Annotated in this window: 8 protein-coding genes; 2 read left to right on the plus strand and 6 right to left on the minus strand. The window is 74.0% G+C overall.

The genetic code is table 11. The features are described from left to right. Positions 1 to 118: 118 nt before the first annotated feature. Both ACIBW6_RS05120 and ACIBW6_RS05125 read left to right on the plus strand, forming a co-directional pair. Positions 119 to 424 carry a chorismate mutase gene (locus ACIBW6_RS05120; protein WP_399056814.1) on the plus strand — a complete coding sequence of 102 codons (306 nt, stop codon included), beginning with the start codon at positions 119 to 121 and terminating at the stop codon, positions 422 to 424. Between the two features lie 891 nt (positions 425 to 1315). Further along, positions 1316 to 2428 (plus strand): hypothetical protein, encoded by a 1113-nt coding sequence (locus ACIBW6_RS05125; RefSeq protein ID WP_399056816.1) that lies wholly within the window; start codon positions 1316 to 1318, stop codon positions 2426 to 2428. Positions 2429 to 2558: 130 nt separating this feature from the next. On the opposite strand, the gene ACIBW6_RS05130 is transcribed toward ACIBW6_RS05125, so the two are convergent. From ACIBW6_RS05130 to ACIBW6_RS05155, 6 genes are all read right to left on the minus strand, one after another. Further along, the gene (locus tag ACIBW6_RS05130; RefSeq protein WP_399056818.1) at positions 2559 to 4361 is read right to left on the minus strand and encodes a GMC family oxidoreductase N-terminal domain-containing protein; all 1803 of its coding nucleotides are present in this window, start codon (positions 4359 to 4361) and stop codon (positions 2559 to 2561) included. An 88-nt stretch (positions 4362 to 4449) separates the two neighbouring features. Further along, positions 4450 to 6111, minus strand: a complete 1662-nt coding sequence (locus ACIBW6_RS05135; RefSeq protein ID WP_399056820.1) for a succinic semialdehyde dehydrogenase — start codon at positions 6109 to 6111, stop codon at positions 4450 to 4452. 129 nt (positions 6112 to 6240) lie between these two features. After that, entirely contained in the window at positions 6241 to 7908 is a 1668-nt protein-coding gene (locus ACIBW6_RS05140; RefSeq protein ID WP_399056822.1) for a protein kinase, read from the minus strand. 133 nt (positions 7909 to 8041) lie between these two features. Then, the gene (locus ACIBW6_RS05145; protein ID WP_399056824.1) at positions 8042 to 9619 is read right to left on the minus strand and encodes a serine/threonine-protein kinase; all 1578 of its coding nucleotides are present in this window, start codon (positions 9617 to 9619) and stop codon (positions 8042 to 8044) included. Positions 9620 to 9680: 61 nt separating this feature from the next. Beyond that, on the minus strand, positions 9681 to 11306 hold the full coding sequence (locus ACIBW6_RS05150; protein WP_399057673.1) for a serine/threonine-protein kinase: 1626 nt from the start codon (positions 11304 to 11306) through the stop codon (positions 9681 to 9683). 123 nt (positions 11307 to 11429) lie between these two features. Further along, positions 11430 to 13943 carry a protein kinase gene (locus ACIBW6_RS05155; protein WP_399056826.1) on the minus strand — a complete coding sequence of 838 codons (2514 nt, stop codon included), beginning with the start codon at positions 13941 to 13943 and terminating at the stop codon, positions 11430 to 11432. Positions 13944 to 14021 lie beyond the last annotated feature (78 nt).

The raw sequence follows: 14021 nt of genomic DNA on the forward strand, positions 1-14021 counted from the left end.
GAGCCACTGACAAGCGACTTCCACAGGCGCCCCGGGCCGACAAGGCCCGGGGCGTCTGTCGTGTCCGGGCCCTGCCGGCCCGGGGCTCCGCCCGACACCGGAAACCGGAGCCCCCGCCATGACCACCCCCACCCCGACCACCCGGCCCGCCGCCGCCACTGCCACCGCCGCCGGTCCCGGCACCGCCGAGGTGATCTCCGACGCCCGCGCCCGCATCGACGCCCTCGACGACCGGATCATCGGCCTCGTCCAGGAACGCACGGCCGTCTCCGCCGTCGTCCAGGAGGCGCGGCTCGCCGCGGGCGGGCGGCGGGTGCACCTCTCCCGCGAGCTGGAGGTCCTCGCCCACTTCCGGGACGCCCTCGGCAAGCCCGGCACGTCCCTCGCCATGACCCTCCTGGAGCTGTGCCGAGGCCGCGTCTGAACCCCGCATCCCAGTTCGGTTCCGCACTCACCCGTACGGCGCGTGACCCGGACGCGGCGGGCTTCGTTGGTCTCCATGTCCGTGCCAGCCAGGGGCGGGCCGATCGAACCACGCGTGGCTTTGCTGGAGGGATGAGACGTCACGGTCATGCCGTACGTCGTGGGACCTCACTCCAGTGCAGTGACCGGACGGCAGGGGACAGCAGCCCGGTCACCCAAGAGAACGGTCGGTCCCGGGGACGCCCGGGGCCGGCCGGCCTCCTGCTCCCACTCAGTACCGAAGAACGAACCGCACCACCGACCACGACGAGCACGCCGCGCGGGACGCCCCCCACACCCGCGCGTCCCGTCCCCGGCTCCGTCCGTGCGTCGGCCCCCAGACTCGCGGCGCACTCCCCCCGGCGCCGCTCCGCAGGCACCGACGCTGCCCTGACGTCGGAGCCGAAGGGCGAAGGGCCCCGCAGATCCGTCCTGCGGGGCCCTTCGCGCGCACCTGCGGCTACCGCATACCTACGACTGCTCCCCGGCGCCCGCGGCCTTCGCCGGTCTTCCCGGTCATCCCGGTCATCCCGTAGGAGACGGACTCGTCGCCCAGGGCGGGGGCCTCGCCCAGGGCGCCTTCAGGTCCGCCGCGGTGACCACGGCCTGCCCCAACTGCGCCGCGCCGAGCGGCTTCGCCCCCGGCTCCGCGGCGGGCGTCACCAAAGCCTGGAGCTGCGGCTTTTACCAGTCCGTCGCGGCCCACCGCTGTCGAGTAGTGATCCAGTTCACATAAAGACCGTGTGAGTTTTGGGACAACCATTACCGGGCGCGGAAGGTCACACGTGCTGAACAACGGCCACGTCCGCGTCCGTCACGGCGGGGCCGTCCCTTCGTACCGAACGAGGTCCCTATGAAGCTTCGCCGCGCACTGGTGACGGCGGCCGCGACGGCCGCCCTGGCGCCGATCGCGCTGCTCTCAGCACCGGCCGCGTTCGCCGTGGAGACGCCCGCCAGCAGTGCGTCCGCCGAGAGCGACCCGGCGGCCACGGATTCCGCCTCCCCCGCCACGCCCGAGGAGGGCACGGCCGAGACCGGGGACCCGGCGGGCGACGGCGAGGGGACGGACCCGCAGGCGCCGGACACGGGCGACACCGACCCGGGTGACACCGACCCCGGCGACACCGCCCCTGGCGACACGGACCCGGGCGCGCCGGACACCGAGACGCCGGGCACCGACGACACCGCCACACCCCCCGGCGACACGGACCCGGGCGACGACGAGGGCGGGAAGGACGAGACGGAGCAGCCCGGTGACGAGCCGGGCGACGAGGCCGGCGACGAGGAGTGCGCCGACTACGACGACAGCCCCGGCACCCTCGCCGAGCTGCGCGGCCTGCCGTCGAAGATCGTCGCGGGCTCCGGCTGGCACGGCTTCACCTTCCGCGTCTCGAACAAGACGGAGACGGCCTTCGAGTCGGTCACCGCTGACCTCTACGCGTTCGCGTACGCCTACGACGCGGACACCACGGAGATCACCAAGTACCTGCGCGTGCAGTACTCCGACGCCTCCGGCTGGCACGACCTCGACACCGGGGTCTACGCCCGGGACGCCCTGTCCTTCGGTGACGCGGGCGCCATCGCGCCGGGCAAGCACGCGGACATCGCCCTGCGGATCAAGGTCGACGCGAAGGCGCCCACCGGGATCGGCGGTTCGGTGGCCTTCGCCACCAGCGTGAACACCGACGGCCTCTGCGGCTTCAGCGTCCCCGAGGACGAGGAGTACCGCTTCGAGATCCTCGCGGCGGACGCGAAGCCCGGCACGGTCGCGCCGGCCACCAGCGCGCCGCGCCCGGGCAACACCCCGGCCCCGCAGTCCAGCAGCACCCCGCTCGCGGGCACGCTGGCCGAGACCGGTTCCAGCTCGATGCTGCCGACCGTCGGTGTCGTCGGCGGCCTCGCCGTCCTGGCCGGCGCCGGCGTCGTCTACTCCGTGCGCCGCCGCGCGGCGGGCGACGAGGCGTAAGCACCTCGCCCGTACGCGAAGGACCCGCACTCGGAGGGGGGTGCGGGTCCTTCGCGTTCGGGTCGTTCGTCGCGTCCGGGTCCTTCGCGTACGGGTCCTTCGTGTTCGGTCGCGGGACCGGTGCGGCTCGCTACCGCCGGTCCTGCTTCTGGGCGGGCACCGTCGGCATGCCCAGGAACGGCAGCTTCAGCGCGCCGAACGCCTCCGGCGGGACCACCGGGTTCTTCGGCTCGACGGGCGCGAGCCGGACGTAGGCGGCGCCGGACGCCGGACGCGGGTCGGCCTCGCCCTTGTTCGGCCAGTACGACATCGCGCGCTCGGCCTGCGCCGTGATCGTCAGGGACGGGTTCACGCCGAGGTTGGCGGAGACCGCGGCGCCGTCCACGACGGAGATCCCGGGGTGGCCGTAGACCCGGTGGTAGGGGTCGATGACACCGGTGCGCGCGCTGTCGCCGATGGGGCAGCCGCCGAGGAAGTGGGCGGTCAGCGGGGTGCCCATCAGCTCGCCGACGTTCGACCCGGCGAAGCCGTTGATCTCGGCGGCGATGGCGGCGGCGCCCCGCGAGGCCGCCTCGATCTGCTTCGGGTTGGGCGCGCCGTGGCCCTGCCCCGCGGTGAGCAGGCCCTTGCCGACGCCGTCCGGCTTCAGGTACGTGGTCAGCGAGTTGTCCAGGGACTGCATGACCAGGCCGATGATGGTCCGCTCCGACCAGCGGCGGTTGGAGAGCGAACGCGCCATCAGGGTGGGGTGCTTGACCGCGTTCACCAGCCAGCCCGCCACCCGTGAGGACTTCTCCGCGTAGGGCACCTGGAGGATGGAGAGGCTGCCCATCGCGTTCGAGCCCTTGCCGTAGCGGACCGGCTCGATGTGCGTGTTCGCGTCCGGGTGGACGGAGGAGGTGATCGCCACGCCCCGGGTGAAGTCGACCTTCGTGCCGTGCCGCTTGCGGTAGCGCCGCTCGGAGGTCTGCGCGCCGACCAGCGCCTCGGAGTTGGTCCGGGTCAGCTCGCCCAACCGGGACGATATATACGGCAGTTGACCGCTGGACTTCATGCGGTGCAGCAGCGTCTGCGTGCCGTAGGTGCCCGCCGCGACGACGACCTTGCGGGCCGTGAAGACGCGGCCCGCCGACTTCTTGCGGTCGTCGGTGGGCAGCGTCGCGACCGCGTAGCCGCCCTGCGAGTCGTCGGTCACCGACACCACGGTCGTCATCGGGTGGACGACCGCGCCCGCCTTCTCGGCGAGGTACAGGTAGTTCTCGTTGAGGGTGTTCTTCGCGCCGTGCCGGCAGCCCGTCATGCACTCGCCGCACTCCTGGCACGCCTTGCGGGCGGGGCCCGCCCCGCCGAAGTACGGGTCGGGGACCTGCTGGCCGGGGCGCGCCTTCACCGACCCGTCGGCGTCCTCGCCGTCGCCGAAGAAGACGCCGACCGGCGCCAGATGGAAGGTGTCACCGATGCCCATGGCCTGGGCGGCCGCCTTCAGGTGCACGTCGGCCGGGGTCATCGTCGGGTTGAGCCGCACCCCGAGCATCCGCCGCGCCTGGTCGTAGTAGGGCTTCAGCTCCTCCTCCCAGTCCGTGATCTCCTTCCACTGCGGGTCCTCGAAGAAGGGCTTCGGCGGGACGTAGAGGGTGTTGGCGTAGTTGAGCGAGCCGCCGCCGACGCCCGCGCCGGCCAGCACCATCACGTTGCCGAGCAGGTGGATGCGCTGGATGCCGTACATGCCGAGCTTCGGGGCCCACAGGTAGTTCTTCACGTCCCAGGAGTTCTTCGGGAGCGTGCCGGGCGCGAACCTGCGGCCCGCCTCCAGGACGCCGACCCGGTACCCCTTCTCGGTGAGGCGCAGGGCGGACACGGATCCGCCGAAGCCCGAGCCGATGACCAGCACGTCGTAGTCGTACCCGGGGCCGTCGTGTTCCTCCAGCGCCATTGCCGGTTCTCCTTGGATGCGAGTGCGGGTTTCGTGTGGCCGGTGGCGCCCACGCGGCGGAGCCACCTGTCGGTACGGTCTCGCGCCCTCAGCGCAACCGGAGCTTCTTCATGACGCTCAGGCTGCGGGTCATGAACTTCGCGTAGCTCTCGTCGTCCATGCCGAAGGACGGCGCCATCGGCATCACCCGCTGGTGAGCGACGGTCTGCGCCTCGGTGTACTTCAGCAGGCCCTCGCTGCCGTGGCGGCGGCCGAGCCCGGAGTCCTTCATGCCGCCCATGGGCGCCTGGACGCTGCCGTACGCGGGCGCGTACCCCTCGTTGATGTTCACGGTGCCGGTGCGCAGGCGGGCCGCGACCGCGTGGCCGCGCTTGGCGTCCTTCGTCCAGACCGAGGCGTTCAGCCCGTACGGCGTCGCGTTGGCCTGCGCGATGACCTCGTCCTCGTCCGTGAAGCGGTAGACGGAGACGACCGGGCCGAAGGTCTCCTCGGTGCAGACCGCCATCGGCGCCTGGACGCCGTCCAGGATGGTCGGCTCGAAGAAGTACGGGCCGATGTCCGGGCGGGCCACGCCGCCCGCGACGACCGTGGCGCCCTTGGCGACGGCCTCCTCGACGTGCCGGGTCACCGTCTCCAGCTGCCGCTCGCCCACGAGCGAGCCCATGTCGGCGCCGTACGCGAGCGAGGTGCCGAGCCGCATCGCGCGGGTGCGGGCGGCGAACCGCTCCAGGAAGGCGTCGGCCAGGGCGTCATGGACGTACAACCGCTCGATGGAGATGCACAGTTGACCCGCGGAGGAGAAGCAGGCCCGCACCGCGCCGGCCGCCGCCTTGTCCACGTCGGCGTCCTTCAGCACCAGCATCGCGTTCTTGCCGCCGAGTTCGAGCGAGACGCCGATCAGCCGGGCGGCGGCGCCCTGCGCGACCTCGCGGCCGGTGCGGGTGGAGCCGGTGAAGGAGACGTAGTCGGCGTGGCGCACCAACTCGGGCCCCACGACCGGGCCTTCACCGAGGACCACCTGGAAGACCTCGGCGGGCAGCCCGGCCTCGACGAGGAGGTCGCGGGCCCACAGCGCGGTCAGGCAGGTCTCCGTGTCGGGCTTCATGACCACGGCGTTGCCCGCGACGAAGGCGGGCAGCGCGTCGCCGACGGAGAGTTCGAGGGGGTAGTTCCAGGGCGCGATCTGGCCGACGACACCGCGCGGCTGGCGCAGCTCGGTCACCTTGGTGAGGGTGGGGACGGCGCCGGTGTGCCGCCTGGGCCTCAGATACGCGGGGGCCTTGCGGCCGTAGTGGCGGGCGGCGACAGCGACGGCCTGCACCTCCTCGTGGGCGTGCAGCCGCGCCTTGCCCGTCTCCAGCTGGATCAGGTCGAGCACCTCGGCCTGGCGCTCCAGGACCAGGTCGTGGAAGCGCAGCAGCACCGCGGCGCGCCGGCGCACCGGTGTCCGCGCCCACACCTCCTGGGCGGCGCGGGCCCGCTCGAAGGCGGTCGCCACGTCCTCGGGCGTCGACTCGGGCAGCTCAGCCAGCTTCTCGCCGGTGAACGGCGTGTGGTTCGCCGTCCGCCCCGAGCCGACCACGCCCCGCACGAGCTGGGCCACCAGCTCGGGCGTGACCACGTCGGCGGCCGTGCGCGCGCCCGCGGGGGCGGCGGCCAGGGGGTTGGTGCCGGCCCTCGCCGCGGGGGACGCGGTCTCGGGGCCCGCTGCGTCGGCTGCGTACTCGGGGGTGGCCTGCGACTCCGTCATGGTGGGGAGCGTATGCCGAAGCCGACGCTTTCGGTACCCATCGGTAACGGGCTTTCACCGGCTACACACATCGCGCCAGTGATCGCTGGCAGCAAAGCCGCTGATCAGGGGCTTTGCCGCCCCCACCGGCTAGCTTGCCGATTTCTCGGCAATGTCGAGGTGGGCGAGGACGTCCCCGGCGACCGCGCGGCCGCGCGCGGTGAAGTCGCCCGCGCCGGGATAGCCCACCGACACCCGGTACATGTCCCCCGCCTTGTTCTTGTAGTAGAAGAACCGGATCTCGCGCGGCCGGGGGTTCTCGGTGTCGTCCGTCTTGTAGGCGACGGTGTTGCGCGCGGCGTCCTGCCCCTGGAACTCGGCGTTGGCGTCCGGCGCGGTCCTCGCCCCCTCGGGCATGTCCAGGTTCGAGTCGCCGCTCTCCTTGAACTTGGTGTCGTCGTCGTACATCTGGGCGCGGGCGGAGCCCTTGATCGCGTGGAGCGCGTCGTCCTTCTTGCGCGACACGTTCACCGCGACCCGGATGCTGCCGCTCCAGTCGGTGTACGTCACCCAGTCCTTGTCCGTGTCGGTCTCGGTGGGCCGCCCGGTCTGGTAGTCCCGCGGCACGGCGAGGCGCACGCCGAGCGCCTTCTCCTCGCGCTGTGTCCAGCCGTCCGGCAGCGGCCCGGCGAACGGGTCGGCGACCACCACGTACGCGGTCGCGGCCAGGGCCACGAGGGCCGCCCCGATGCCGATCAGGGCCGTGCGGCCGAGCCGGAGCCCGCCCCGCGCGGGGCCGCTCCGCACGACCTGGGTGGGCTGCGGGGCAGGCGGTTCGGCGGCCCGCTGGAGGAGGGCGCGGACCCGGGCCGCGTCCGGCCGCCGCGCGGGGTCCTTCTGCAGCAGCCCGTCGATGACGTCGGCCAGCGGGCCCCGCGCGGCGGCGGGCGCGGCCGGGGTCGCGTTCAGCACGGACTGCAAGGTGGCCGGGGTGTTGCTGCGGCGGAACGGCGAGACGCCCTCCGTGGCCGCGTACAGCACGACGCCCAGCGACCACAGGTCACTGGCGGGTCCGGGGCGCTGGCCCAGCACCCGCTCCGGCGCGATGAACTCCGGCGAGCCGATGAAGCCGCCGGTGTCCGTCAGGCTGGTCTCGCCCTCGATCTGGGCGATGCCGAAGTCGGTGAGGACCACACGGTCGTACCGGCCCAGCATGACGTTGTCCGGTTTCACGTCCCGGTGCAGGATGCCGGCGGCGTGCGCGGCCTCCAGGGCGCCCAGCACCTCCAGGCCGACGCGGGCGGCCTCGCGCGCGCCGAGCGTGCCCTCCTGGAGCACGGCGCCCAGCGAGCGGCCCTGCACGAACTCCATGACGATCCACGGCCGGCCGTCCTCGACGGCGACGTCGTGCACGGTCACCACCGCGGGGTGGTCGAGCCGGGCCGCGGCCCGCGCCTCGCGCCGCATCCGCTCGAAGACGGTGGCCCGCTCCCGGTCCGGCAGGTGGTCCGGGACCCGGGGCTCCTTGACGGCGACCTCGCGGTCCACCGTCTCGTCCTTGGCCCGCCACACGGTCCCCATCCCGCCGTGGCCCACCTTGCCCAGCAGGCGGTACCGCCCGGCCACGAGCCGCCCGGCACCGGGGTCCGGCTGCGCGGGGACGGGTGGGGCGGGTCGCTGGTACGCCGGCTGCGGCGGCGGCGCCTCCGCGTACGGGTTCCCCTCGTGCGGCACGTGCACAGGCGCCGGCCGCGGTGGCTGGAGACCGAAGCTGGTGGGTTCGTCCGGACCGTAGGAGGGGCCCCCGTTGTCACTCATGGGTCCATCCCTACCGCGCGGGCGCCCCCGCTTCCACCACGGTCACGGAGTTGTGACCGCCCCGGTGCCCAGCCCGCCGGCAATCCCCCCGTGATCCGGCGGCGATCCCTCGGCAATCCCCGTCAGTTCTCCATCAATTGCCCGCAGAAGGGACGAACGTGTCGACGGCGGCGTCGAAGTACCCGCGGGCCTCGTCGATCCTGCCGACCGGCGCCGACACCCACACGTGATAGGCCCGGCCGCCCTCCTCCCAGCACAGGTCCATGGTGCGCCGGGGCCCCTCGGCGGCGCTGAACCCGTCCCGGGTGAACTCCCACAGCGCCGCGTCGTGCGCGTCGTGCGAGGTGTCGGTGACCTTGCCGTCCCGGTAGCCCGGGTCGGAGCGCGGCCCGTCCGCGGCCGCCCTGCGCTGCTCGGCGGCGGGGCCGCCGGAGAGCGGGCCCGCGGTACGCACGCCGATCCGGAAGGTGCGCCGCGGCGACATGTACAGCACCCGCTCCCCGTCGACCGAGCGGGAGAATCCCTGCGGCACGGCGACGGTGAACCCCTGCGGGTCCCGGACGGTCCGGTACCCGGGCGGCGCCGTGGGCCGCGGCGTCGCCGTCCTGGTCTCCTCCCGGGTGACGGTCACGGTCGGGGTGGGCGACCCGGACGCCGTCCCGGTACGCGTCGGCACGGACGTCGAACTCGGCGGCCCCTGCGACGCGTTGTCGTCCCGGTCGGCGAGGAGCGCGGCCGCGGCCACACCGGCCCCGGCGACCGCGGCGAGGAAGGCGGCGGCCACGAGGAGCACCCGCGTCGGGACCCGGCGGCGGTGCACCACGACCACGTCCGTCCCGGCGACGACCACCATGCGGGGCGGCGCCGCCTGCGGGGTCGCGCCCGTGGCCACGTACGCGCGCAGCAGCCGCTCGGCCTCGTCGAGCCCCATCCGCCGGGCGGGCTCCCGCTCCAGCAGACCCTGGATCACCGGGAGCAGCGGCGCGGCCTCGGCGGGCGGCCGGAACTCCTCGTAGACGACGGCGTGCAGGATGCCGCCCATCGAGTCGCGCCGGAAAGGGGACTCACCGGAGAGGGCGGCGCACAGCAGCGCGCCGAGCGACCACAGGTCGGCCCCGGTGCCCGACCGGTCCCCGGCCATCCGCTCCGGCGCGGTGTACTCGGGCGAGCCGACGAACCCGCCGGTCTCGGTCAGCGTGGTGGCCCCTTCGACCTGGGCGATCCCGAAGTCGGTGAGCACGATCCGGGCGGTGCCCGACTCCAGCAGGACGTTCGCGGGCTTGAGGTCGCGGTGCAGCACCCCGGCGGCGTGGGCGACGCGTAACGCGCCGAGCAGGGCGAGCCCGATCCGCGCGGCGTGCAGGGCGTCGACGGGCCCGTGCCGGGCGATCCGGTCGGCGAGCGAGCCGCCGTTCACCAGGTCCATGACGATGTACGGGCGGCCGTCGTGCTGGACGACGTCGTGCACCACGATGATGTTCGGGTGGCGCAGCTGGGCCACGGCGCGGGCCTCCCGCAGCATCCGCTCCCGCTGTTCGTGCGCCTGCGCCTCGGAGAGCGACTCGTCGACGGCGAGTTCCTTCACGGCGACCTGTCGCGCGAGCAACGTGTCGGTGGACCGCCAGACGACCCCCATGCCGCCCCGACCGATCCTGGCCTCCAGCCGGTAACGCCCCCCGATCACACGGACGTTGTCCCCCTCGGTCCCCATGCGCCCCATCATGCCGCACACATGCGGGCGGGGACTGTACCGTTCCGGTCAGCAACGACGGTTAAGCGGGCTGCCATCCCCGCAGGATCGCGTCGAACTGCTCACGGGCCCCGTCCCAGTCGGCCTCCGGCACGGAGAGGTACAGGACGTACTCCGTACCGTCGGTCTCCCGGTACGTCTCCTCGATGGCGTGCCGCGCGCCGGACGTCGCGTCCTGGGTCCCGGCCGTCCAGGTGAACTCCCAGAGCGATCCGGGCCGGTCCCGGTAGGTGTTGGAGTCGAGCGCCACGCGCCGGTAGTCGGGCAGCTTGGCCTGAAGGTTCTTCTCCAGGTCGAGCTGGTGCTGGTACGAGTCGGGCCAGTCGGGCGACGTGTCGACGGCGATCCGTACGAAGGTCTGGCCGCCGTCCGGCGTGTAGTCGATCTGCTCCCCGTTCGCCTGCCGCTTCCAGCCCGGCGGCAGCATCAGGCTGAACCCCTCGACGTCCTGGACCCGCTCCCAGTCGTCGGGTATCGCCCCGGACACGGTGCCCTTGCCGTCCTCACCGGACTGGCCGCCCTGCCCCGACGTGGCGTCCTTGCCGTCCTGCTGCCCGTCGGCGCCGCCCTGCCCGCCGGCGTCCTGATGAGCCGAATTCCCGCCGCCGTCGCGGTGATCGGCGTAGTACGTCGCCCCGGCGACCCCGCCACCCGCGATCGCCAGCGCGGCGACGGCGGCGAGCAGCACCCGCGGCCAGCGCCGCCCCGGTGCGGCCGCGCCGGGCGTGGCGGGCGCCGGGGGCGCGGGCGGCGTCACGGTGGGCGCGGTCACCGGCCGCGGGTCCGGCGCCTGCTCCACCCGCGTCGGCACGTAGGCCTGCGCCGCGCCGGCCCGCCGCCCCTCCGCGGCCTCGGCGAGCATCAGCTCGGCCTCGTCCGCGGTGGGCCGGTCGGCCGGGTCCTTGCGCAGCAGCGCGCTGATGACGGGCCCCATCGCCCCCGCGTACTCGGGGACCTCGGGCTCGTCCTCGATGACGGCCTGCATCGTGCTGATCGGGGAGGTGCGCCGGAAGGGAGAGACACCCTCGACGGCCGTGTACAGGGTGGCGCCCAGCGCCCACAGGTCGGAGGCGGGGCCCGGCTCGGACCCGCTCACCCGCTCCGGGGCGAGATAGTCGACGGAGCCCACGATCTCGCCGGTCCGTGTGATGGTGGAGTCGCCCTCGACCTGGGCGATCCCGAAGTCGGTGAGCTTGACGCGGCCGTCCTTGGCGAGCAGCACGTTGCCCGGCTTCACGTCGCGGTGCAGTACGCCGGCCCGGTGCGCCGCGCGCAGGGCCCGCAGCGTCCACAGCCCGATCCGCGCCGCCTCGGCGGGCACGATCCGGCCGTGCTCCTTGACGGCGTCGGCCAGGGAAGGCCCGTCCACCAGCTCCATGACGATCCACGGCCGGTCGTCGTGCTCCAGCACGTCGTGCACGGTGACGACGGCGGGGTGGTTGATGCGCGCGGCGGCCCGCGCCTCCGTCTGGGTCCGTGCGAGCAGGATGGCGCGGTCGGCCTCGGCGACCCACTGAGCCGCCGTCAGTTCCTTGACGGCGACCGCCCGGTGCAGCACTTCGTCATGGGCGCTCCACACGCGGCCCATGCCGCCGCGGCCGATCGATTCACCGAGCCGGTAGCGGTTCGCGAGGAGCTGGCCCTGCATCTGATTCACGTTCCCACCCATGGTCTTGACAGGGCCACACTAGGGAGCGGGCGCCGCTCAAGGAACAGGCGGGGTGCCATGGAGACAGCACTGTGACGCGCGTCGCGTCCGGTATTTCCCGGTTCAGCCGCCGTACTGGTAGGTAGCCGAGGCCTGGTCGTACAGCCGCGTCACCTCGTCGCGCTCGGCCTCAGGACCGAGCACCTGGACGACGTGGAACCTGCCGCCGACGACCATGGCCAGATTGCGTACGAAGACCTCGTGCCCGTCGGAGCCCTCCCAGGTGAACTGCCCCTCCGCCATGGGCCGCCCGCCGACGTCGATGGTCTTCATGCCGCTGGACGTGGCCCAGGTGGAGTCGCGGAACGGCTGCAACTCCCGCTCGTGCTCGCGCTGGTACTTCATCGGGTCGTCGCCGTACGCCGACGTGGAGTCGCGGCCGGGGACCAGGAGCAGCTCGAAGTCGCCGTGCGTGTACCGGACCTGGCCCCGCCCGTTCTTCCCCTGCCGCTGCCAGCCGCGCGCGACGGCGACCTCGAAGCCCTCGGGGTCCTTGCGCAGGGTGAAGCCCGCGGCGACGTCGGACTGCGGCTGGGTGCTGGACGGGCCGGAGCTGTTCTTGCCGTCCGGCGTTGCGGACGGCCTGGGCGGGGTGCGCTCGGGTGCGCCGCCCACCGAGTTCGCGTTCTCCTTCGTCCCGGACCCGGCCTCGTCCTTCGGCATGAACACCATCGCGTACGCCACCGCGCCGACGAGTCCGGCCAGCACCAGGATCAGCAGCCGCCGCCCGAGCGAACCGGGCGCCCGGCCGGGCCGCGCACCCGGCGCCCGCGGGGCCCTGGCGTCCCGCTCGACGCGCTCGGCCCGCAGCGCGGCCGTCTGCTCCGCCCTCGGTACGCGCTGGGCCCTGGGCACCTTCTGCGGCTTCGGTGCCTTCTGCGGCTTCGGGGCCCGCGCGGGCCTCGGGGCGCGCTCGGCCCGGCCGCGGCGGTGCCGGGCGCGCCGCCGGACGAGCTCGCCCCTGCGCCGTACGATCGGCAGCCGGGTGGCGTCGAACGGGGGCGCGGGCACGACGTTCGCCCCGGCCTCCGGCTCCGGCGCGGACCGCACCAACGACCGCAGCCAGCCCCGCAGTTCCTCGAAGTCGAGCCGCTCGGTGGGGTCCTGCCGTAACAGGGACTCCACGACGGGCCGCAGCGGCCCGCACTCCTCGGCGAACGCGGGCGGTTCCGCGCACACCATCTGGACCAGCTCCGAGGTGGACTCCTCCGGGTACGGCGCGTGTCCCTGCACGGCCCTAAAGAGCAGGGCGCCCAGCGCCCACAGATCGGTGGCGGGCCCCACGGGCGGGGCCAGCTGCCAGCTCTCCTGCACGGGGTAGGCCTGCTCGGGCGCCCACCGCTCGGTGACGGGCCCCACCACGGTCATCCGCACCTGCCGAGCCCGCTCAGCGGCCACACCCCCGAGCCCACTCCCGGCTCCGCCGGGCGCGTATCCAGCCCCACTGGGCGCACTCCCCGCCCCGCCCGGCGCGAACTCAGCCCCACCGGACGCAGACCCAGCCCCTCCGGCGCTTGAGGAGCGGGGTCCGGGGCGGAGCCCCGTGTCCTCGGCGTCGGCGCCCCACCGCTCATCAGCCCCACCGGGCGCGAACTCAGCCCCACCGGGCGCGAACTCCGCCCCACCGGGCGCGAACTCAGCCCCACCGGACGCAGATCCAGCCCCTCCGGCGCTTGAGGAGCGGGGTCCGGGGCGGAGCCCCGTGTCCTCGGTCTCGGCGGCGACGAGCTCGTCCCACCGCGCGGGCCGCACCCCCCCGCCCTCGGGCGAGATGTCACCCCGCCCGGGCCGGGGCACGGCCCCGTGCCAGGCCTCCCCGCCCGCCGCGGCCCGCGCCCCCGCGCGATACGCCGCGATGGCCCCGGCCCGGGCGGCCCGGAAGTCCCCGGGATCGGGCTGCACCTCAGGCAGAGCGGCCTCGGGCTCACTCTCGAACTCAGGCTCAGGCTCCGGCTCGGCCCCGCCCCCGGACTCCGCCCCGCTCTCCGCGACGGGCCGCGGATCGAACCCGCACAGGGCCTCCTCGGCGGCCCCCGCCGCCATCCCCGTCAGCACGACCCGCCCGTCGTCACAGACCAGCACGGTCCGCGCGGTGATGTTCCGGTGCACCCACCCGTGCGCATGCAGCGCCCGCAGCGCGGTGAGCACGTCGGAGGCGACCTCCGCGGCCCGGTAGGGGCTGAGCGGCGCCTGCGCCAGCACCGCCGCCAGCGGCCGCGCCGCGACGACCTCGCTGACGACCCACAGCGAGCCGCCCTCGGCGAACACGTCGAAGACCTGGTCGAGCCGGGGGTGGTCGGGTATCTGGGCCGCGGCCTGCGCGGCCTCGATGGCCCGCGCGACGGCCGGCTCGGCGGAGCCCCGGACGGCCGGCCCCCCGGGCCTGAACCCCTCCGGCAGCCCGTCCGCGTCGAGCACCTCGGCCTCGACGACCTCCGGCAACGGCACCTGCCGCACCAGGACTTCCTGCCCGCTGTACGTGTCGAAGGCGCGGGTCTCCGCGAACTCGTACGCGTCGGCGGCCGGCACGGGCAGACGGTAACGGTCGGCGAGCACCCGTCCCGCGTACTCGTCCACGACGCCTCCCTGATCCGCGCTCCTGATCCGCGCTGCGGTCAATTCCGTTCGCTTCGTGCCCAGTTATACGAACTGTCG

The organism is Streptomyces sp. NPDC049813 (assembly GCF_044465085.1).
GTDB lineage: Bacteria > Actinomycetota > Actinomycetes > Streptomycetales > Streptomycetaceae > Streptomyces.

Excerpts from the sequence above, each read along its gene's own strand:
- ACIBW6_RS05145 (WP_399056824.1), bottom strand. The coding sequence starts at position 9,619 with ATGGGGACCGAGGGGGACAACGTCCGTGTGATCGGGGGGCGTTACCGG.
- ACIBW6_RS05140 (WP_399056822.1), bottom strand. The coding sequence starts at position 7,908 with ATGAGTGACAACGGGGGCCCCTCCTACGGTCCGGACGAACCCACCAGC.
- ACIBW6_RS05130 (WP_399056818.1), bottom strand. The coding sequence starts at position 4,361 with ATGGCGCTGGAGGAACACGACGGCCCCGGGTACGACTACGACGTGCTG.
- ACIBW6_RS05125 (WP_399056816.1), top strand. The coding sequence starts at position 1,316 with ATGAAGCTTCGCCGCGCACTGGTGACGGCGGCCGCGACGGCCGCCCTG.
- ACIBW6_RS05135 (WP_399056820.1), bottom strand. The coding sequence starts at position 6,111 with ATGACGGAGTCGCAGGCCACCCCCGAGTACGCAGCCGACGCAGCGGGC.
- ACIBW6_RS05120 (WP_399056814.1), top strand. The coding sequence starts at position 119 with ATGACCACCCCCACCCCGACCACCCGGCCCGCCGCCGCCACTGCCACC.
- ACIBW6_RS05150 (WP_399057673.1), bottom strand. The coding sequence starts at position 11,306 with ATGCAGGGCCAGCTCCTCGCGAACCGCTACCGGCTCGGTGAATCGATC.